The organism is Undibacterium parvum (genome assembly GCF_003955735.1).
GTDB classification, from domain to species: Bacteria; Pseudomonadota; Gammaproteobacteria; order Burkholderiales; family Burkholderiaceae_D; genus Undibacterium; species Undibacterium parvum.
Map to the genome: position 1 here is coordinate 732,962 of NZ_CP034464.1, position 21,178 is coordinate 754,139.

A 21,178-nucleotide genomic window follows, 5' to 3' on the forward strand; every position below is an offset into this window, starting at 1 on the left:
CAAGCCGCACGTCCTATATGCGCGATTGAATAGTTTTTCATACTGTTTAAGGGGAGTATCTGATTTTTGATCGATCTTTAATTTATTTTGCTTTTTGCTGGATGAACAGCGCATCGAGTTTCTGCTCGAAATCATGGTAGTTGATGCGCTCGTACAATTCCATACGGGTCTGCATGGTGTCGACCACATTTTTCTGAGTACCGTCGCGGCGGATCGCGCCATAGACGTTTTCAGCCGCCTTGTTCATGGCACGGAAAGCGGACAAGGGATACAGCACCAGACCAACATCGACCGCGGCTAACTCTTCCACCGTGTATAAAGGGGTAGCACCGAATTCGGTGATATTGGCCAGGATAGGCACCTTCACGGCACTGGCGAACTGCTTGTACATCGCCAGTTCAGTAATCGCCTCAGGGAAAATCATATCGGCACCGGCCTCCACGCAAGCCAAAGCGCGTTCTATGGCTGACTCCAGACCTTCCACCGCCAGCGCATCGGTACGTGCCATGATGACGAAATTCTCATCAGTACGCGCATCCACCGCCGCCTTGATACGATCGACCATCTCTTGCTTGCTAACGATCTCTTTGCCTGGGCGGTGACCACAACGTTTGGCACCGACCTGGTCTTCAATATGGATGGCGGCGGCGCCGAACTTGATCATGGATTTGACGGTACGCGCCACGTTAAAGGCGGATGAGCCAAAACCGGTATCGACGTCGACCAGCAAAGGCAGATCGCAGACATCAGTGATGCGGCGCACATCGGTCAGCACATCATCGAGATTGGAAATACCCAGATCCGGCAAGCCCAGCGAACCGGCAGCAACGCCGCCACCGGAGAGATAGATCGCCTTAAATCCAGCGCGTTTGGCCAGCAAGGCATGATTGGCATTAATCGCACCAACCACTTGTAGCGGAGATTCTTCTTGCATCGCCTTGCGGAAGGCGGCACCTGCGGAGTATTGGCTCATACGGTCTCTCTTTGATAAAAGTTGAGGTGAAAAATTACAACTAAGTGTAATCAAGTTTCCTGTTAGCCTTTCCTACTGCAATCAACGTGCCAGCTTTCTAAAACCGCGGAAAAATAGGCTGCTTCGTATAGAAATCAAAGACTTAAAAAAGACAAACAAGAATCAGCTCTTGCATACGTTCAATACAATGTTTCATAATGACGTTTCAAATGAAACACTGAAACATTATTATGAAACACAGCCCGCCTATAATCAGAGACAGCAGAGAAAGCAACGACAAGCCCGTCATCTGGACCGTTTCTATCTCGCGCCTGTTTGATCTGTTTCGCGATATCATGCTCGAATACGATGTCAGCGCCGAGATAGAACCTATCCATCTGGGCTTTGAAGAGGCTGCCCAATACATACGCGAACGCCTGCAGACCGAGCGCTGCGATGCGGTGATTGCGGCAGGTTCCAACGGTGCTTACCTAAAGAGTCGCCTACCAATACCCGTGATCATCGCCAAAGCTAGTGGCTTTGATGTGATGCAAGCTTTAGCCCGAGCCCGCCAGGTCTCGCCCGAAATTGGCCTAGTCACGTATCAGGAAACCATGCCGGAACTGGTCGAGTTTAAAAACACCTTCGGCTTCAAGCTAGAACAGCGCACCTACGTCACCGAAGAAGATGCCAAGGCGCAAATCAGGGAGTTAAAAAGCAGCGGCATTAAAGCCGTGGTCGGCGCCGGACTCATTACCGATCTGGCCGAAGAAGCTGGTCTGACCGGTATCTTCATGTATTCGGCCACATCGATCCGACTGGCCTTCGACGACGCACTGGAAATCGCCCGCATCACGCGACTCGAAGCGGCGCGCGGCAGGCAAAATCCGGCCGCTGAATCGCTCAGGGCGCGCCACAGCATCAAGGATTTGCGCGGAGAATCAGAGACCATGCAGAACTTGCGGCATTCCATCATGCTGTTTGCCAAGTCGCCGGCCACCGTCTTATTGCAAGGAGAAACCGGCACCGGCAAAGAATTGGCAGCCCAGGCCATACACAGCGAGAGTCCACGCGCGCGCCAAGCTTTTGTTGCCGTCAATTGCGGTGCGCTGGCCGAGTCTTTGCTCGAGTCTGAGCTGTTTGGTTACGAAGAAGGCGCCTTCACAGGAGCTAGGCGTGGCGGCCACGCCGGTTTGTTTGAAACGGCGCATAGAGGCAGCCTGTTTCTGGACGAAATCGGCGAAATGCCGCTGAGTCTACAAACCCGCTTGCTGCGCGTACTGGAAGAGCGTGAAGTGGTCAGGGTGGGCGGCGTACGCCCTATTCCCGTCGATGTTCGAATTATCAGCGCCACCCACTGCGATCTGGAAAGCCGCATGCGTGAAGGCCGTTTTCGCACCGATCTGTTTTATCGTTTAGCCGTATTACGACTCCACATCCCTGCCCTGCGCGAACGCCAGGACGATCTGGTGCCCTTGGCAGTATGGTGCCTGAAACATGCCTTGGCCGCCATGGGCGCCCGCCCCCACCCCAATTTGCAGGCCGAGGTGGAGGCCTGCAGTGAGTTGTTCAGGCAATATCCATGGCCAGGCAATGTACGCGAAATGCGCAATATGATGGAGCGCCTCGCCTTGTTTCTAGCGGCCGAGCCCTTGCAAGCCCTGACACCAAGCTTTGTCGCAAAAATCACACCTGAAATGTTAAGTATCGTCAATTCAACGCCTCCCAACATTGCCCCCGAAGAAGTGCAATCCTTAGTTGCCGTCATGGAAAAATTCAATCACAACAGAGAGCGCGTCGCCGAATACTTAGGAATCAGCCGCACCACGCTGTGGCGACGCCTCGCGCAACTGAAAAACAAGAACAACATGAGCTGAAAAAATCCCTATAGCGCAGCCCCCATGTTCAGGTAAAATCGAAAAATCAATGACCAGCCAAATAGCCAAACATGAACACCGAGCACACTCCAAAAAAACTGCTGATTGTTGACGACAGCAAGGTATCGCGCATGGTCATCAAGGCGCACGTCTTGGCTAAACACGAAGACTGGAAAATTATTGAAGCGGCCAGCGGCGATGCTGCCGTACTGCTAGTTGACCAAGACACCCCCGACTACTGCACCATGGACATCAATATGCCAGGCATTTTGGGCACCGATGCAGCCGAACAAATTTTAGCCAAACATCCGTCCATGCGCATCGTGATTTTTTCGGCGAACATACAAGAAAGCTTTCAAAACCGTGCCATGGCATTGGGTGCGACCTTTGTCGCCAAACCGGTCACAGAAAAATCGATAGCGCATGCCCTTGCCCATTTTGCAGGTGAATAATGGATAGCCTGAGCGAACTCCATCTCGATGCGCTGACTGAAGTATTCAATGTCGGTGCTGGTCGTGCGGCGGCTAGCCTCTCCGAAATCGTCGGTGACGAAGTCAAACTCTCGGTGCCATCGATAGAAGTAAAGAAAAGCTCGGAGGCCGATAGCTCTGTGATTGCACTTAACAGCGCCAGATTTGGTGCGGTCAGTCAGCAATTCTCCGGCCCTTTTGACGCCGAAGCGGTACTCTTGTTTACCGAAGATCATGCGCTAGAGATCGTGCGCGACATGATGGGCTCACAAATGAGCATAGAAGAACTGGCCGAGTTTGAACAGGAGGCCATGTGCGAACTAGGCAATATCATCCTCAACGCCTGCCTCTCAGCCATGGCAGACATGCTCAGCATCTCGCTCAACAGCTCATTGCCCACGTATAGAATCGCCACCACAGAAGAGATCTTCAAGGGCATCAGCAACAGCACCGATCAACCTTACATTTTGGTTTTGCACATAGATCTGACGATAGAAAAACGTCACTCGGAAGGTCACCTCATTTTCTTGCTGAGCTCCAAGTCATTACGCAATCTGGTGGTACAAATAGACCGTTTTCTAGGGGCAATTTAGTGGCGACGACGCAACTTTCCGGGGTTAATCCTGCCGACATACTTAAGCTCATCAGTATGGGTTTGATCGTGGTCGATAGCGAAGAAAATATACTCTTATGGAATGACTGGGTCGCTAAAAGCAGCGGCATCCCCGAAGATCAAGCGCTCCACAAAAAAATCACCGAGGCGTTTAAAGAATCGCCTACGCCGGCATTTTTATCGGCTTTGCGCAACAGCCTAAGTTACGGACTACCAGCAGTCTTATCCAATGCCCTGCATCGTTCGCCGCTGGCTTTGTATGCCGCCGATGCAGATCAAGAAAAGCAAAGGATACATCAATCGATAGCGATCACAGTGCTGGCGCAAGCCGATGGCAAGCGCTGCTGCCTGATACAGATTTCCGATTCCAGCAACTCCATCAAACGCGAGAAAATGTTGCGCTCGCATTCAGAAATTTTGAAACGCGATGCCACCACCGATAGTCTCACCGGCATCTATAACCGGCGCTTTTTTGATGAGCATTACAAGATGGCCTTGGGAGTATCCATACGCCAAAAACTGCCCTTATCGGTCTTCATGGTGGACATCGATTTCTTTAAAGAATACAACGATTACTATGGACACCCCCAAGGTGATAAAGCCTTGATCAGCGTGGCGCAGACCTTAAAAGCACAATTAGCCCGCGCGACTGATGTACTGGCGCGCTATGGCGGCGAAGAGTTCATCCTGATTTTGCCGAATATGCCGCAAGATCATGCCCTGCCCTTTGCCGAACGACTAAGAGCTGCGATCTGGGATGCCAGCATCCCGCATTTAAAATCGAAAATCGCCAGCCAATTGAGTATCAGCATAGGCGTCAGCACCTACGATCAAATCAATCATGGCGATGTTAAATCACTCGTACAATCGGCCGATAGCGCATTGTATGAAGCGAAACAACAAGGACGTAATCGCGTTGCATTTTTTGCACCGGCCGCCGACCATCCTCAGAAAAATTAAGCGCTGACCACCTTTCTTGGTTCTTGACAATTACTGGCAAGACTGGCAGTCTTATTAATATAAAATTAAGTCCAGTAAGCATTAGAATTCGCTATTCAAAACGCCATGTTTTGGTAATTTTCGCAGAGCAATGCAGTATGATGCGACACCTTGCAATTATGCAACTTTTAGAGCAAAATTTAGCCTTCCCTTAGCGCTAACAATTTCCGGAAATTGCGTTGTCATGCCAAAAAAAAATCGCTCCGGTACGCTCTCCCTCAGAAATGCCATCGCCCTGGGCATAGCCCTAGGCATACTCTTGCCCGCCTTACTGATAGGCCCCTTGGTGGCACAACAAAGCTATACGGCGGAATACGATGTGCGGGTACGCGGTCCTTTGCGCCAATACGCCAGCATGCTAGAACAAACCATGGCACCGCTAGTCTGGAACGTCGACACCCAGGCCGCGCAAACCTTCATCAATTCGGTCATGCAAAATCCTGACGTGGTCAGCATCGTGGTAGAAGATGCCTCGTCTGGCAGTTTTGTGCGTGCCGATAGGCCAGAACGCGGTGGCGATGGTCTGATACGCGAAGTACGCGCAATTAAATGGAATGAAGTCTCGATAGGTAAAGTCACTATCAAGATGAGCGACAAACTGGTCAGGGCCGAATACCTACAAAGTATGTATAAACTGATCGCGGCATTATTGTTTCAGTTATTGATTTCCTTCGTACTGGTACTGCTGCTGTTTCAACGTCGCATCATGCACCCGGTGCGCCAACTGCAAGAGGATGTAGACCGGCTAGGCGAAGGTCAGCTCGAATATGCGGTACAAGCAGCGCGCGAAGATGAATTAGGGGATCTGGCACACGGAGTTGACGCGATGCGCCTAAAACTCGATGATCTCATCAAACAACAGGCGGCCTTGAATGCCAGCTTAGAGCAGCGCGTTACCGACCGCACTCTGGCCTTGCACACCTCGAATGCAGAGTTAGGCAGTACTTTAGAAAGTTTGCGCAATGCCCAAATGGAAATTCAACGCTCTGAACGTTTGGCTGCACTAGGTTCTTTAGTGGCCGGTGTCGCGCATGAACTCAATACCCCAATAGGCAATAGCGTCACCGTAGCCAGTACACTGCATGAACTGAGTGCCGAATTTAAAGAGAAGATGGAACATGGCTTAACCCGCTCCACGCTCACGAATTATGTCGACAGAAGCAGCCAAGCTTGCGATATTTTATTGCGCAATCTGACCATCGCAGATGATTTGATCGGTAGTTTTAAACGTGTTGCAGTTGATAGAACCAGTGCCCAGCGCCGCCAATTCATGCTCGATGAGGTGGTAAAAGAAACCTTGCTGACAATGGCGACCAGTTTCAAAGGGAATCTTCACGAGATAAAACTGGAGATACCGCCGGAAATTAAAATGGATTCCTACCCAGGACCTTTCGGACAAATTCTGAGTAACCTGGTCAATAATGCGATGTTGCACGCGTTTGCCGAGCATCCGCAAACGGAGCAAACAGGACAAGTCGTGATCACTGCTGAGCTGCTCAACGATACGCCAGACGAACAAGTACAACTGATAGTCAGCGACAATGGTTCGGGTATCGCGGAAGACAACTTAGGACGTATTTTCGATCCGTTTTTCACCACCAAACTCGGACGCGGTGGTAGCGGACTTGGCTTAAATATTGTCTACAACATAGTCAGTGATGTGCTCGGCGGCAGCATACGGGTAGAGAGTCGCCTGGGACTAGGTACGCGTTTCATCTTACGCCTACCGTTACACGCACCGAGTAGCGCCGAGAGCTCACCTTACCAACTAAGCTAAGCCTGCGCTGGCACTCCCGCCAGTGGTGGTATTTAGCTTCATTTCACACCAAAATTTTCACCTCATATTCCTATGAAAATAATACCCTTGGCACGAACTGCATTACTTCTAATCAGCAGCGCGGTATTCATCCTATCACTGAGCGCCTGTGCCAGTAGCAAGCAAGCGCCCTTAGCCACGGTGAGCTCGGTCGATCTGGCACGCTATCAGGGAAAATGGTATCAGGTGGCGTTACTACCAAATCGTTTTCAAGCCATGTGCGTGGCCGACACTCAGGCGGAATATCAGCCTGATGCTGACGCGATTCACGTCATCAACCGCTGTCGTAAAATCGATGGCAGTATAGAAATTGCTGAAGGTGTCGCAAAAGTAGTGCCGGAAAGTGGCAACAGCAAACTGCGCGTCAGCTTTTTCCGTCCGTTTTACGGCAATTATTGGATACTGGCCTTAGATCCCAACTACCAATGGGTCTTAGTCGGCGAACCTGGCAGAAAGTATGGCTGGGTATTATCACGCACGGCTGTTTTACCAGCAGCCACACTCAATACAATCTTAGATAAAGCGGCAAGCCTAGGCTACCAGCGCAGTGATTTCCACCTAAGTCCGCAGACAACGCCGCTTGATTAAACAGTGCTTTGGCAATAGCTAGAAAAAGTGTGATTGCGGGCGAACGTAAAGCAATACTTAAGCCGTTCGCCCGAAGCAGGCTTACCAGTTCAATTGACACGCCAGCGCCAGCAAAGCCAAGGCCAGTACAAAATACATCAGTTGTAGCGGTATCATCCATTTGGCCCAGGTAGTCCAGGGTATGCCAGCCAACGCCAATACACCCACCGTGATACCTGAAGTGGGGATCATCGGGGTGGTAAATTCACCGAACTGAAACGCCAGCACTGCAGTTTGGCGTGACACACCGACCAGATCAGCCAAGGGCGCCATAATCGGCATGGTGAGCGCGGCCTGGCCACTACCGGAGTGTATGAAAAAATTAATCACCGATTGAATCACAAACATCTTGTGCGCGGCAAAAACTGGGTTGGCTGACTGCACCAAGGGCATCAGGGAATACAACATGGTATCGATGATATGGGCGTCGCGCGCCAAGATCATGGTGCCACGCGCCAAAGCGATTACTAATGCGGTCGTCACCAGATCCTTGGCGCCTTGCATAAAAGCGCTGACAAACTCATCGCTACTCAAGCGGCCGACCACGCCGACTATGAGTGCCATCAGCAAAAACAAGGCAGCGATTTCATTGATAAACCAATCGTATTTCACTACGCCGACCACCATACCCGCCAGTGTCGCCAAAAATAACCACAACACCGCCTTGTGTACACGCGTCATGCCAGAAAATGCGGCTAGATCATTGCTTTGTAAATGCTTGCGTTTTTCCTCATCAATCTCAAATGTAGGACTGAGCGCGGGATTTTTCTTGATTCTAGCGGCATACCACATCAAAAAAACGATGGTCACTGAGGTCGCCAAAAACCAAACTAGTAACCTAAAGCCGATACCGGAAAACACCGGCACACCGGCAATTCCTTGCGCTATCCCTACGTTAAAAGGATTCAGAAATGCCGCCGCAAAACCAATTTGCGAACCGATAAATGGAATGGAGACGCCAACGATAGAGTCATAGCCCAGCGCCAGCGCCAGGGGAATAAAAATCATCACGAAAGGGATTGCTTCCTCTGCCATTCCGAAGGTGGCACCGCCCAGGGAGAACAAAGTAACGAAGATAGGAATGATTGTCGCCCTGACCAAGCGCGAATGGGTATGCGCCTTCGCCACCGATTTGATCATCGAGTCTATCGCTTCAGTTTTTTGCAAGACTGCAAAAGCACCGCCGACAATTAAAACGAAACCGATAATCAAAGCGGCCTCGACAAAGCCTTTAATTGGAGCCATCATCAGTGCCACCGGCCCTTGTGGATTGCTGGTGATGTAGTGAAACGAAGCTGGATTAATCAGACTTTTTCCATTGACAATGTGGGTTTCATATTTGCCGCCCGGTACCAGCCAGGTCGACAGTGCGATCAAGGCCAGCAAGGAAAACAACAAAACGAAGGTATTTGGCATTCTTATTTTTTTAAACACGGGTGTCTCCCTAGATACTGCAAATTCAAATTCAATTAAAACCGACGGAAAATACTCTTCGCTAGCAGCAATAGAAAACCACTGTCACTTAATTGAATATATTCCGACTGGCGATACAAGCAGCTCCCTACAAAGAAAGCAAATTACCGGTACGAAAAGCCTGCTCACCCGCTATTTTCGCCACCCGCATACCGCCTTGCGCATAGCGTCGCGCCACCCGGGCAAACAATATGCCCGACACAGTTGCCAGTAGCGGTGTTTGCTCGCCACTGAGAGGATCGACCAGATCACCAATACTTTCTCCAGCCGCTACCCACTCACCCACCGCCTTAGTGAATACCAAAATACCCGCATGCGCGGCCACGATAGGTTCCACCCCTTCTAAAGGTGTCGCCTTGCACAGGGCTTGCGGCATGATGGGTACTTCGCCCCCTATATGGCCAGCATGCTGTAAAAAGGCAATGATCGCGGCCGCATCGGAGCGCGCCAGTTCATGGCAAACTTCAGTTTCGCCACGCAACTCCACCGTAACCGCTAAGCAAGCCGAGGGAATAGGTATCCCTTCACCAAAATGCTGTGCGAGCTCCCACCAGTGACGCGAACAGGTTTCATCAAACGGATCATCACCAGACAAGACCGAGGTAAGTAGAGCTTGCGCCCCCAAATAGGCAGCTAGCGGCTGGGTCGCGGCCAGTAAAGGAGTACCGGTATACAAATGCATGACCGCCTGATTATCGCAATGCAGATCGAGCACGATGTCGGCATCGACCGCCAAAGTTTGCAAGGTTTTTTTAAGGTACTCAGTCTCACTGACTGCTTGCCATTGCTGCAGAATGCGCATCGCTTGTTGCCGGATCAGGCGCACGTTTTCTTTGGAATCGGCACCCAGCTGATCACCTAAGGCCGAGATTAATTGTGAGCTCAGATGGAGATAGCCACGATTAAAATTAATTCCGGTAGAGAGATCAAAACGTCCAAACGCAGCACCATGAATCTCCTGATCTAAGCCGATAGGATTGGCGATAGGCACCAACACGATTTCGCCAACAATCTCACCATCGGCTTCCAGTTGCTCCAATTGTTTGCGCAGGTACTGCATTACCAACATGCCAGGTATTTCGTCGGCATGTAAAGACGATTGGATATAGACTTTTTTTCCGCTGCTGGCATTGCCATAATGCAGGCTAATCAATTCGCGGGAGGTTCCCGAGCTTTTCACTGGTAGCAAGTGAGGTTGCGTACGCATACAGATGACACCTTCAAAATAGAAATGGAAAAATCAGGCTTTAGGATTCATGTTTGGCCTGGGCCACAACAAAAAAATCCTACTACGTTTCACATATCGAACAAAAAACAACAGTTGCGGCAAAAGAATAGATTTCTTTAAATTCCAGCCATTTCGATGAGAAAGAAATTAACTATTCCAGACAAAAGCGACTGAGTGCCAAGATAAAAAGAGAGAAACTTTGCGACAATAATACTCAAACAAAAAAATTAAACCACATTAAATTTGTTTGATTTTTTTCACATTCTATCTTTTTGAAAAAAAACTGACAATATCTATTGAAAAATAATTTGAACAGGTCTACAGTTCAAACATCGACATTGCAGCACTGATGCAAAAGCCCTAATTGTGAAAAATATGAAAAACATGAAAAAAAATATTAGCGCGAGTTCATCCATTTCTCCAGAGATGGTGTTTGCCCAATCCACACTGGGCACCTCTTTGATGACGGTATTGCAAGATGGTACCTCTTCCTATAAACGCATCGCTGATTACCTGCTACGTAACCAAGTCAAAGTAACCGCTTTGGGGATAGAAGATTTAGCCGAACAATGTCAAAGCTCGACAGCGACCGTTAGTCGCTTTGCTCGCGATATGGGTTTTAGTAATTACGCAGGGCTACGCAATCAAATCGCCGAAACCGTACAAGCAGTTTTTCAACCGGTAGAAAAACTGCGCAATACGATAGAGAACCGTAACACCAGCGCGTCCACCGCGAGTGCTAGTCTGCAATACGCCAGCGCCAATATTGACGCTGCCAGCCACAGTATTAACGAGCAACTCATGAGTCAGATAGTGGGTCGACTGACCAAGGCCAGTACTGTCTACATTATGGGTTTCGGTTTGAGTTCACATCTGGCCGGTATGCTGGCACTCCACTTACAACCATTTTGCTCACATGTGGTTGAGGTCGTCGCGTATGGCGGTACAGAAGTGGCGGCCGGTCATCTGGCCAATATCACAGAAAAAGATGTACTGGTCGTGATCTCCTTCCCGCGCTATGCCCTGGATGTAATACGCCTGACGCAGTTCGCTCGTATGCATTCAACCTGCATCGTCGCCATTACCGATTCGCCCGCCTCACCGATCGCCCAACTGGGTGACTATTTGCTGCTGGCACCGAGCAGCCATAGCATTTTACCGAGTAGTGCCAGCGCCGCCGTAGCGGTGATAGAAGCCTTAGTTAGCTCCATCATGGTGTCAAATAAAAAGAACGTGGAAAAAGCCATGCGTTTGACGGAAGCACTGGCGGCCTATTTACACAATGCCGACAGCAATTTGAAATTCCCAATAACGGATAGTAGTAAAACAAAGAAGTAAATATCAGCAGTAGTCACAGAAGTAAAGACAGCCTTTAACTAAGCCAATTCCAAAAAATGCAGTCACCCGCAACGGTGACTAAGGCGCAGCTTTGTCTAAATTTTCGGCGTGTTTCCATCGTGTTGTTTCAATGTATTAGGTAAATCCTTAGGAGAGTAAGGCAATGAGTCAGAAAAATCGGCAATTTAAGCCAGTACCAAAAAAAATCACGACAGCAACCTGGTCGGCACTAAGTATCATGGCGGCACTCAGCCTCGCCAGCCAAGCAGTCTGGGCACAAGCAGAAAATCCTGCAGCGTCTATCCAGAAAGTTGAAATCACTGGATCTTCGATCAAACGGATAGAAGCTGAAACTGCCTTACCGATCCAGATCATCAGTCGTAAAGAGATAGAAAGAACCGGTGCCACCACTTCTGAACAATTGCTCAGCACAATCGCCGCCAATACCGGCTTCACCCAAGAATCGGCCAGTCTGAGTGACAAACCCGGCTCTAGCGGTATGTCCGGTGCCAACTTGCGCGGGCTCGGTGTTTCTTCCACCCTGGTCTTGCTAAATGGTCGACGCATGGCCTCGTTTGCTTTTGGCGGCGAAGGCACTGATCTCAACTCCATTCCCTTATCGGCGATAGACCGGGTAGAAGTATTGACCGATGGTGCTTCCGCGGTCTATGGTGCCGATGCGGTAGGTGGCGTCATCAACTTCATCACACGCAAAGACTACAAAGGCGTTGAAGTAAGCGTCTCTGGCATGGGCACACAAGAAGGTGGCGCCAGCGACAAGAGCATTAGTCTATTGGGAGGCATAGGTAATTTAAGCACTGACGGCTATAACATTTTCGCCAGCGCCTCGTATAAGAAAAATGCACAACTACGCACCGCACAAAGAGATTTTGCAGTCAGCGCCTGGCGGCCATTAGAGGCACGCGGTTATCCGGATAATTTCACTTCGGCCAATACATTCCCAGCCGCGGTGTACTCGCTCAAGGGCACGCTGCTGGGTAACCCTAGCGCCCCTAACTGTGCACCACCATCGAGCATTAACATCAACGGCGAATGTCGTTTCGACTACCAGGCTGCGGCAGATTTGTATCCAGAGTCTGAGAAGACCAACATCATTTCACGCGCCTCATTGGCGATCAATGCCGACCATACTTTAGTGGCTGAATATACTTTCTCGCGCAACGATGCTCAATACCGTTTATCACCGACCGGCATCAACGGAAGAAAGGGCTCTACTGCCCTCACCTACCCCTCTGATGGTCCGTTTTATCCAGCCTCGTATGTCAATACTGCCGGCGTCACAGTAGCTACCGACGGCAAACCGTTTAATACGCGTCTACGCTTAGTGCCGGGTGGCGCCCGTACCAATGGTCAGGTCTCTGATCAACAGCGTCTCTTGCTAGGCTCTGAAGGTGTGGTTGCAGGCTGGGATTACAACACTGCCTACGCCCACTCTGAATCACAAAACACCCAGACTTTGAGCAACGGTTATTACGATAAGGCCTTGTTGTTGGCGGCGTATAAAACCGGGAAAATAAATCCTTTTGGTGCTCAGAATGCAGAAGGGATGGCTTTACTCGATAGCGCAGAGCGTAATATCGACGGCCGTAAAGGCAAATCGACTACCGATACCATCGATGGTCGCATTACCCGCGAAATCGCGCAATTGCCGGCTGGTGGACTCGGCATGGCGGCCGGTTTTGAGCTGCGCCGCGAAGCGTTGGAAGACAATTCTTCCGATGAGATTTTGGCGGGAACTATCTACTCCACTTCAAAATCCCGGCGCGTATCAGAATCACGAGATGTCAAAGCGCTGTTCGCAGAATTCGATATCCCTTTGATTAAAAATCTCAATGCGCAAGTCGCAGTACGCTACGATTCTTACGGCGGCACTATCGGTAGCTCGACTAATCCGAAAGTAGCGTTACGCTACCAGCCGACCAAGCAATTATTATTGCGCGCCTCGTATGGTACTGGCTTCCGCGCACCCACTATGAAGGATCTAGATCCGTCGGCAGTCGCCACCTCCACCGGCGGTCTGTATATCGACACCATAGGTTGTGCAACTTATGGCGAAGGCTGCTTCTCAGATCAAATCCCAACGACAGAGGCGGGCAACCCGAACCTAAAACCAGAAAAATCCAAACAGTTTTCTCTCGGTTTTATGTGGGAACCAATCGAGTCCTTCTCAGGTGGTATGGACTTCTGGAGCGTGAAGAAAACCGACGTGATTAAATTTGCGCCAGAAACCTTGATCGACACCGACCCTAACTACGTCGAAAAATCTATCACCCGCGATAGTTTCGGGGCTATTTCGAACTGGGCATTAACGGCACAAAACCAAGGCTCCGAAAGCAAGAGCGGTCTCGATATCAATATGAGCTATCGCCTAAAAATTGCCGATCTGGGTAAATTTACCACTCGCCTCACCGGTACCTTAATGACCGAGAGCGAACAGCAATTTGCCGCCAATTCCAAGGTGATTAATAATCTAGGCAAATGGGGCTTTGAGTACGTGACACCAAAATGGCGTCATCGTTTGAGTCTCGATTGGGACATCGGCAATTGGAGCGCTACTTTAGGTAACACCTTCCAGAGCTCATATGAGGATCAGCAACTCGACCCGAAAGGAAATCGCCCAACGGTGGATGCCTATAGTCTGTGGGATATGCAAGCGGGTTACTATGGCTTTAAAAATATTAAGCTCAGCGCTGGCGTTCAGAATCTCTTGAACACCAAACCACCGTTCTCCAATCAGACACTGACTTATTTTGCCGGTTACGATTCAACCTATGTCGATCCACGTGGCCGCGCATTTTACGCTCGTATGACTTACGTCTTGAAATAATACGCAGCATTAACTTAGCTCGCTAGCGTAAGCTTGCTAAGATAAGCTTGCTAAGATTTGGGGCGGCATCATCGATGCTGCCCTTTTTTATAAACCATGCAGCAAAGCTGATGCTTCATATTCTGGAAAAATCTTTGATGGCCACTTCATTTTACCGACCGACGCCAGGCTTGCTAGCGGCGCTGTGCTTGAGCCTTCTCAATCTCATCAGCGTTCCCTACGCACATGCCAGTGAAGTCGCTATGCCCCCGGCCAGCGGCTCACTGGTCATCATAGGCGGTGCTTTACGTGGCGACAATGCCGCGGTCTGGCAAACTATCATTCAACAAGCCGGTGGAAAAGGCGCAAAAATTGCGGTAATCCCGGCGGCGGCCGCTAATCCAGAACGCTCTGGCAATGCCAGCGCGGCAAATCTGAATCGCTATGGTGCCAGCGCCTTCGTGTTACCGCTGTCGGTAAAATATACTGATCGTCATGTTCAGGAAGTAGCCCGTGATCCGCAATGGATAGAGGCAATCAAGCAATCCAATGGTGTGTATTTCACCGGTGGAGATCAGGGTCGCATCGTGCAAGCCTTGATGCAGAAAGATGGGACAAGAACGCCTTTACTTGAAGCGATTTGGGCACTGTATCAGCGCGGCGGCGTCATCGCCGGTAGCAGCGCCGGTGCCGCAATCATGAGTAGCACCATGTTCTACGATGCGAAAGCAGTATTACCGACCTTACAATATGGCGTCACCGACGGCAAGGAGATCGCAGACGGTCTGGGCTTCATCGGCAAGCAGGTTTTCATCGATCAGCATCTGATCATACGTGGCCGTTTTGCCCGGATGCTACCGGTGATGCTCAAGAAAAATTACCAACTAGGCCTGGGCATAGACGAGAACACGGCGATGCTGATCACAAATCAAAATGAGGTCGAAATCATAGGCTACAAAGGCGCGATCCTGATCGATTTGAGCGAGGCAAAAACCGATGCTAAGGAACCTCGCTTCAATCTCAGCAACGCCGCCATCAGCTACCTTGATCGTGGTGATAAATTTAATCTCACCAGTAAAGTGATTACTCCCTCAGCGGATAAGCTCAGTGGAAAAGTGAATCCTAGCCTGCCAGCGAGTGAAGAGCAGCGTTTCTATCCGGATATTTTGGCCAACACCACCGTGGCCGATTTATTATTCCATCTGATTGATAGTCGTCAGCAGCAAGCTATAGGCTTAGCGTTTGGCAGTAGCCAAGAACCACTGGCGGAACAAGGATTTGAATTCAAGTTCAGCAAGAACGCCGAGAGTGCTGGTTACTATTCCAGCAGTTCAGGTGCAGAAGCCTACACCGTCATGCGAATACGCTTGGATATCCGTCCGGTAAAAATGCAATTGCCACTGTATCGATGAATACTCAGAATTCAAACTAGCACCCTGCCAGCGCGCATATTCCATGCGGCTTGCAGGCTAGGCAGGCTGGAAACCCGCATGGAATATGCGCGCCGGGCTTGCCACTAGGCGTGTGGTGGTCAGCAATTCCAAGCAAGGTGAGCGTGTGATTTTCGCACTCAGTGATCAATCACCCCCACATCCGCCACCGCAACTACTACCGCCGCTGTCACCGCCAGCATCACAAGAGTCAGCGGCACTACCCAGATCGCAGCTGGAACTACTAAAACCTGATCCGCAAGCCGCGCCATCTTGCCTGTTTTTTTTCTTCAGCAGTTGCGCATCATAAGCGTTTTGAGTGATCAAACCTGCTGCCAGCAATTCTGCGCTATTAAACCAAAAAGGAAATTGCATCTTTGCCTCCGCAATGCCGCGCTGATTGATCTGACTAAAGCCTAATTCTCCACCGGACACACGGTAAGCAAAGCCGCCCGGCATTTTCAAGTGACGGTCCAGGCCAAACAAGCGCGGCACCGTGCAACTTGCGAGTACCAAACCATCGAGTTTGCGTGCCGTAACCAGACTAGTGGCCAAGGCCAAATCCATGGTAATTGCCATCTGTCCGGCCTCTACGTGCGGAATAGTCCGTGCATAATGTTTGCAGCAGAAGCGATCGAGCTGCGCTTGCGACATGGCACTCCAGGCATGCCAGACCGAGTCCGCCGCCTTCGAAGGCAGACCACAGGCACGCTCACTATTGCGCACAATATCGAAAAACATCAACAAGCCCTCAGCAGCGCGGGCAAAAAAAATGGCATCGCTAGGGATGCCAGGGAATTCTTTATGCGCGGTATTTTTCCAGTAAGTGAACAACTCATCGGGTAAATCCTCAAGTTGCGGACGATAACTAGAATCACGTATCACCATGTGCGCACGCACATTTACAATTTTACTTTTCAGGTTTTCTAACATTCAGACGCTCTCCTTGGTTCTTTTGTTTTGGTGATTTCATCATAGTAGAGAAAGATGACATTTGCGTTACAAGCGGCATAAGGGATAACACGTAGAGCTGCTTCCTTAAGCCCAGTTTTAGCCTATTAAAAAACACACCCTGCCAGCGCGCATATCCCATGCGGCTTGCAGGCCAGGCAGGCTGGAAACCCGCATGGAATATGCGCGCTGGGCTTGCCCTTATTTTGCCCTTGCGGATTAAACGCACAATAGCAAGCGTCTTTACAGTTAACAGCCCGCCAGAGAAAACCCGCGACTGTCTGGCGTTCTACGCAATGCAGAAAACACTTCCGGCTCCCACGGCCGCAGCGCTAGCAACAAGCTAGTGCCATGACGCGTATTGGCCGGTGTCGTGATGCCATCTTCATGCAAGTCGGTAAACTCTTGCAGCAAACGCTGCAGCCGCTGCTGAAAACGCAGATTGGCAGCCGGGCTCAGCATGGCGTGCTGAAAGCGCAGCAATTCGCCCGGATGTCGAAAATCACTATCGAGGAAATCGCTTTGCGCGCGCTCACGGAAAAACTGATGGATAGGCCCTCCCGCTAACCACGCGAAATCGCGCGCGATGCGCAGACTGACGCGATTTTCGGGCATCAGCCTGATCATGCCCAGATGATCGAGGCGCAGCAGATGGGCAATGCCTTGCTCTTTACTGATTTGATAGGTCGCCACAATCTGCTCCAGTGTCCAGTGATTGAGCACGCAGATCGCCATCAATACCCGACGCGGATCACTCACCAGTTCCGCCTCTTGCGCGGCACTGAGCTGACTTAAGCGCGGCTGAGCTTGCTGGGCTTGCACCACCAACTCGGCCAACTCCAGCTGCAATAAGTCGCAGATCGCCTCTAGTGTCTGCAGGCTAAAACTCTGTTGCGAGAACTGCCGTTTAACGCTGGCCTCGCTCAGTTTCAAATGCGCCGCCACCTGCGCATAAGTGAGGCCACGCGCCTTGAGCAATTGCTTCAGCGTGCTAATTAATTGATGGGTTTGCGACATAGGGTTGAGGCCTCAATCTTGAATCTACATAAAACAGCGGTGCCACCCTAAAGCCATGAACAAAAGGATGGCATTCGCCAAGCGCGTATCGATTATCGCTACTTAAAAGCACATATTATGGATTATTTTACAAAATAGTTCGGAAATTTCCTTTGAGTCGCTACAGTTGCCACTTATTCAAAGGGGGGACAAAGATGCTCATCACTATTTTGCTGGTTTTCTGTTTTTGTTTTGTCCTGGCGGCGCGGATCCCGGCGTGGGGACTACCCGCAATCTCAACATAGAAAAAATTTTCTTTTCATAAAACAGGAGATACATCATGCTTACTATTAACCGCACTATCAAACGCACTATCAACCGAACCATCACCCGGACTAGTGACGCAGCTCACAGTGGGCTTACTAGATTTAGCCAGCGGCGCAATGCGAAAACACCTTATGGCGGTGGCCTGATCAAAGCCTGCAGTGCCGCCACTGCGCTTTGTATAACGATCGCAAGCGTCGCACAAGAGCTGCCGGTTCAAACTCCGCCTACCAGTATCAGTCGTGCCCAATTAGCCAGCCAATTAGAAGTGGGAGATGTGGTCTTCATACGGGTTAGTGCGCTGCCGTTTAAAAAAGTCGCCAGTGCCACACTGAGCTGGACCAATCACGTCGGCGTGGTGATTGCGCCCCAGACCGCAGAGCATGATGCCCAAATCGGCGAAAGCACGTTTCCCTTATCTAAAACCACGTCATTCTCGCACTTCGTGGCGCGATCCGAGGGTGGCAGGGTTGAGGTCAGCCGGCTCAAGACTGCGCTGAACGACACGCAAAAATTAGCGATACAGTCAGCGGCGCAAAAACGTTTGGGGATTTTTTATGACACCGGTTTTAATCTGCATTCGAAGCGCCAGTTTTGCTCGCGTTATGTGCGCGAAGTCATCAAAGACGCCAGCGATATCAATCTCGGTGAACCGGAAAACTTCACTAGCCTGCTTAGCCATAATCCCGAGCTAGACCTCAGCTTTTGGCGTCTCTGGTATTTTGGCAATATCCCATGGCAGCGCATCACTGTGAGCCCAGCGAGCCTGTTGCGTAGTCCCGCCTTACGCAGCCAATTCGACGGGGTGGTACACAGCTAAGTCTGGCATTTTTTAACAACAGCCCCTGCCAGCGCGCATATTCCATGCGGGTTTCCAGCCTGGCAGGGCTGCAGCCCGCATGCAGACTGCGTGCTGGGCGATGCAGAGGAAAAAATACGCATAGAAGAGTAGCGAAGTGCTGTTGTCATAGACGTGACATAATTTATTAATAAGCTTAGGCTCTGCCCTCAATGAATTGCTTGATCCATATCAAAGCACGTCTACAAATGAAGTTCAGACTAAAACCCCAATTTTCTATCGTTTTCGTCGCTAGCTCACGAACGCAGCGCGCAGCACATTAAGGAAAAAAATGGAACACAAACATGAAAAATATAAACAGCTGATTAGCCGCTGCCAGGCCTTGACAGCGGTCACAACGGCAGTTGCTCACCCCTGTGACGAAAGCTCCTTGAGAGGCGCGGTAGAGGCCGCAGAAATGGGTCTACTGGTGCCTATCCTGGTTGGCCCACGCGCCAGAATTATGGCGATCGCGGCACAGTGCGCTTTGGATATCTCCCCTTATGAATTACTCGATACGCCGCACAGTCAGGCCTCGGCCGAGTTGGCGGTACAACTGGCGCGCGAGGGTAAGGCGGAAATGCTAATGAAGGGTAGTTTGCATACCGATGAACTGATGACCGCCGTGGTCAGCAGTAGCAATGGGCTGCGTACCGCTAGCCGCGTCAGCCATGCTTTTATTATGGACGTGCCTAGCCTCGATAGAGTGCTCATCATTACCGATGCAGCGATCAATATTTTCCCTACGCTGAAAGACAAGGTAGACATAGTCCAGAATGCCATCAATCTAGCGCACGCGCTGGGTTTTCCTGAACCTAAGGTCGCCATCTTATCGGCCATGGAGACAGTCAATCCCGATGTGCCCTCGACCGTGGAGGCGGCCGCTTTGTGCAAAATGGCCGAGCGCAAGCAAATCACCGGCGGCATTCTCGATGGCCCATTAGCACTCGACAACGCCATCAACCTGAAGGCCGCCCAGATCAAAAAAATCGATTCTGCGGTCGCTGGTATGGCCGATATTCTGGTTGTGCCGAATCTGGAAGCGGGCAATATGCTGGCCAAAAGTTTGAGTTTTCTGGCCGATGCCGATGCTGCCGGTATCGTGCTCGGTGCTAAGGTACCGATCATACTCACCAGTCGCGCCGACTCTATCATGACCCGTCTGGCTTCCTGTGCCGTGGCAGCCTTAATCGTGGCAAAAAAAAATGCGGACGCCAGCCAGGCGCTGAGCTTATGAGCCAGGCCATCTTAGTTCTCAACGCTGGTTCTTCGAGTATCAAATTCTCGGTATTCCTGGAGCAAGATAGCGGCTTGAATCTGCTGCTGAATGGCCAACTCGATGGCCTGTATACGATGCCCAGATTCAAGGCAAAAGATGCCATCGGCAAGCTGCTTGCAGAAAAAAGATGGGAGCAAGGCGAAACCCTGGATCACGACACTGGCGTCACGCACCTAGCGCATTTTCTACATACCCAGCTGAGTGAACATCAACTGATCGCGGTCGGCCATAGAGTGGTGCATGGCGGTCTCAGGTATTCCGAACCGGTGTGCGTGACTGCTGAGATCATTAAAAATCTAGAGCAATTGATCCCGTTGGCACCACTGCATCAGCCACACAACCTGACCCCGATCCGCGCCCTACTCGAGCGCCGCCCTGAACTGCTGCAAGTGGCCTGTTTCGACACCGCCTTCCATCATACTCAGCCGGCACTGGCGCAAAGCTTTGCATTGCCAGCAGAGATCACCGATCGCGGCGTGAAACGCTACGGTTTTCATGGCCTCTCTTACGAGTACATTGCCTCGGTCTTAGCCGACTACGATCAGCCCGCAGCGCAAGGCCGTAGCGTGGTTCTGCACCTGGGCAACGGTGCCAGCATGTGCGCGATACAGAACGGCAATAGCGTTGCCAGCACCATGGGATTTACCGCAGTTGACGGCTTGCCTATGGGGACACGCTGCGGCAATTTAGATCCTGGCGTGCTCTTGTATTTGATGGATGAACTCAAGATGGATGCCCGCGCGATCGAAAAACTCTTGTATCAACAGTCGGGCTTACTCGGTGTCTCTGGGCTATCGAGCGATATGCGTACGCTACTAGAGTCCGATGATCCTAAAGCCAAGTTTGCAGTCGATTTATTCGTCTACCGCATCGCCCGCGAACTCGGCTCGCTAGCGGCCACCATGGGCGGACTCGATGCGCTGGTGTTCACAGCTGGCATAGGCGAGCACGCTGCGCCTATCCGCGCCCGCATTTGCCAGGCAGCGGCCTGGCTAGGCGTAGAACTAGATCCTGCCGCCAACCAGACTGATGGGCCGCGCATCAGCACGACTAACAGCAAGACCAGCGCATGGGTGATCCCAACCAACGAAGAACTCATGATCGCCCGCCATACGCTGAGCCTACTCAATCGCAACTAAG

At 50.8% G+C, this 21,178-nt stretch carries 16 protein-coding genes and 1 pseudogene; 12 read left to right on the forward strand and 5 right to left on the reverse strand.

All coding sequences use genetic code 11. The annotated features are described in order from the left end of the window. Window positions 1-82: 82 nt before the first annotated feature. Window positions 83-973 (reverse strand): methylisocitrate lyase, encoded by an 891-nt coding sequence (gene prpB, locus EJN92_RS03230; protein ID WP_126126509.1) that lies wholly within the window; start codon window positions 971-973, stop codon window positions 83-85. Between the two features lie 230 nt (window positions 974-1,203). Here prpB and prpR point away from each other — a divergent pair, with 230 nt between their 5' ends. The 6 genes from prpR (at window position 1,204) to EJN92_RS03260 (ending at window position 7,315) form a co-directional block, all read left to right on the forward strand. Continuing rightward, window positions 1,204-2,829, forward strand: coding sequence for a propionate catabolism operon regulatory protein PrpR (gene prpR / locus EJN92_RS03235; protein ID WP_126126510.1), 1,626 nt, complete (start codon window positions 1,204-1,206; stop codon window positions 2,827-2,829). A gap of 71 nt (window positions 2,830-2,900) precedes the next feature. Continuing rightward, on the forward strand, window positions 2,901-3,281 hold the full coding sequence (locus EJN92_RS03240) for a response regulator transcription factor (protein WP_126126511.1): 381 nt from the start codon (window positions 2,901-2,903) through the stop codon (window positions 3,279-3,281). Beyond that, window positions 3,281-3,892 carry a chemotaxis protein CheC gene (locus EJN92_RS03245; RefSeq protein WP_126126512.1) on the forward strand — a complete coding sequence of 204 codons (612 nt, stop codon included), beginning with the start codon at window positions 3,281-3,283 and terminating at the stop codon, window positions 3,890-3,892. The genes EJN92_RS03240 and EJN92_RS03245 overlap by 1 nt, the downstream gene beginning before the upstream one ends. Then, window positions 3,892-4,872 carry a GGDEF domain-containing protein gene (locus tag EJN92_RS03250; protein WP_227869681.1) on the forward strand — a complete coding sequence of 327 codons (981 nt, stop codon included), beginning with the start codon at window positions 3,892-3,894 and terminating at the stop codon, window positions 4,870-4,872. Before EJN92_RS03245 ends, EJN92_RS03250 begins: the two co-directional genes overlap by 1 nt. A gap of 223 nt (window positions 4,873-5,095) precedes the next feature. Continuing rightward, window positions 5,096-6,688, forward strand: a complete 1,593-nt coding sequence (locus tag EJN92_RS03255) for a sensor histidine kinase (RefSeq protein ID WP_170174859.1) — start codon at window positions 5,096-5,098, stop codon at window positions 6,686-6,688. Window positions 6,689-6,760: 72 nt separating this feature from the next. Beyond that, complete coding sequence (locus EJN92_RS03260) at window positions 6,761-7,315, forward strand: lipocalin family protein (protein WP_126126514.1); 555 nt, start codon at window positions 6,761-6,763, stop codon at window positions 7,313-7,315. Between the two features lie 81 nt (window positions 7,316-7,396). Here EJN92_RS03260 and EJN92_RS03265 read toward each other — a convergent pair whose 3' ends face one another. Together EJN92_RS03265 and EJN92_RS03270 are read right to left on the reverse strand one after the other, a co-directional pair. Continuing rightward, window positions 7,397-8,788: a YfcC family protein gene (locus EJN92_RS03265; protein ID WP_227869682.1), complete on the reverse strand. Its 1,392-nt coding sequence runs from the start codon at window positions 8,786-8,788 to the stop codon at window positions 7,397-7,399. Window positions 8,789-8,915: 127 nt separating this feature from the next. Then, window positions 8,916-10,034 (reverse strand): succinylglutamate desuccinylase/aspartoacylase family protein, encoded by a 1,119-nt coding sequence (locus EJN92_RS03270; protein WP_126126515.1) that lies wholly within the window; start codon window positions 10,032-10,034, stop codon window positions 8,916-8,918. A gap of 405 nt (window positions 10,035-10,439) precedes the next feature. On the opposite strand from EJN92_RS03270, the gene EJN92_RS03275 reads away from it, so the two are divergent. The 3 genes from EJN92_RS03275 to EJN92_RS03285 all read left to right on the forward strand — a co-directional run bounded on the left by EJN92_RS03275 (window position 10,440) and on the right by EJN92_RS03285 (window position 15,632). After that, the gene (locus EJN92_RS03275; RefSeq protein WP_227869683.1) at window positions 10,440-11,393 is read left to right on the forward strand and encodes a MurR/RpiR family transcriptional regulator; all 954 of its coding nucleotides are present in this window, start codon (window positions 10,440-10,442) and stop codon (window positions 11,391-11,393) included. Window positions 11,394-11,556: 163 nt separating this feature from the next. Next, the gene (locus tag EJN92_RS03280) at window positions 11,557-14,241 is read left to right on the forward strand and encodes a TonB-dependent receptor plug domain-containing protein (RefSeq protein WP_126126516.1); all 2,685 of its coding nucleotides are present in this window, start codon (window positions 11,557-11,559) and stop codon (window positions 14,239-14,241) included. A 110-nt stretch (window positions 14,242-14,351) separates the two neighbouring features. Next, entirely contained in the window at window positions 14,352-15,632 is a 1,281-nt protein-coding gene (locus EJN92_RS03285) for a cyanophycinase (protein WP_227869684.1), read from the forward strand. Window positions 15,633-15,797: 165 nt separating this feature from the next. Here the strand turns inward: EJN92_RS03285 and EJN92_RS03290 are convergent, their stop codons facing one another. Then, window positions 15,798-16,583: a hypothetical protein gene (locus EJN92_RS03290; RefSeq protein WP_126126517.1), complete on the reverse strand. Its 786-nt coding sequence runs from the start codon at window positions 16,581-16,583 to the stop codon at window positions 15,798-15,800. Between the two features lie 267 nt (window positions 16,584-16,850). After that, a complete protein-coding gene (locus tag EJN92_RS03295; protein WP_126126518.1) occupies window positions 16,851-17,618 on the reverse strand; it encodes a helix-turn-helix domain-containing protein in 768 nt (255 codons plus the stop codon). A gap of 319 nt (window positions 17,619-17,937) precedes the next feature. Between EJN92_RS03295 and EJN92_RS03300 the strand changes: the two genes are divergently transcribed. The 3 genes and pseudogenes from EJN92_RS03300 (at window position 17,938) to EJN92_RS03310 (ending at window position 21,177) form a co-directional block, all read left to right on the forward strand. Then, on the forward strand, window positions 17,938-18,741 hold the full coding sequence (locus tag EJN92_RS03300; RefSeq protein ID WP_126126519.1) for a YebB family permuted papain-like enzyme: 804 nt from the start codon (window positions 17,938-17,940) through the stop codon (window positions 18,739-18,741). Between the two features lie 304 nt (window positions 18,742-19,045). Beyond that, a pseudogene (locus EJN92_RS03305) lies at window positions 19,046-19,996 on the forward strand (phosphate acetyltransferase); the annotation flags it as partial. After that, window positions 19,993-21,177 (forward strand): acetate/propionate family kinase, encoded by a 1,185-nt coding sequence (locus tag EJN92_RS03310; protein ID WP_126126521.1) that lies wholly within the window; start codon window positions 19,993-19,995, stop codon window positions 21,175-21,177. The pseudogene EJN92_RS03305 and the gene EJN92_RS03310, both read left to right, overlap by 4 nt. The last annotated feature ends 1 nt before the right edge of the window (window position 21,178 follow it).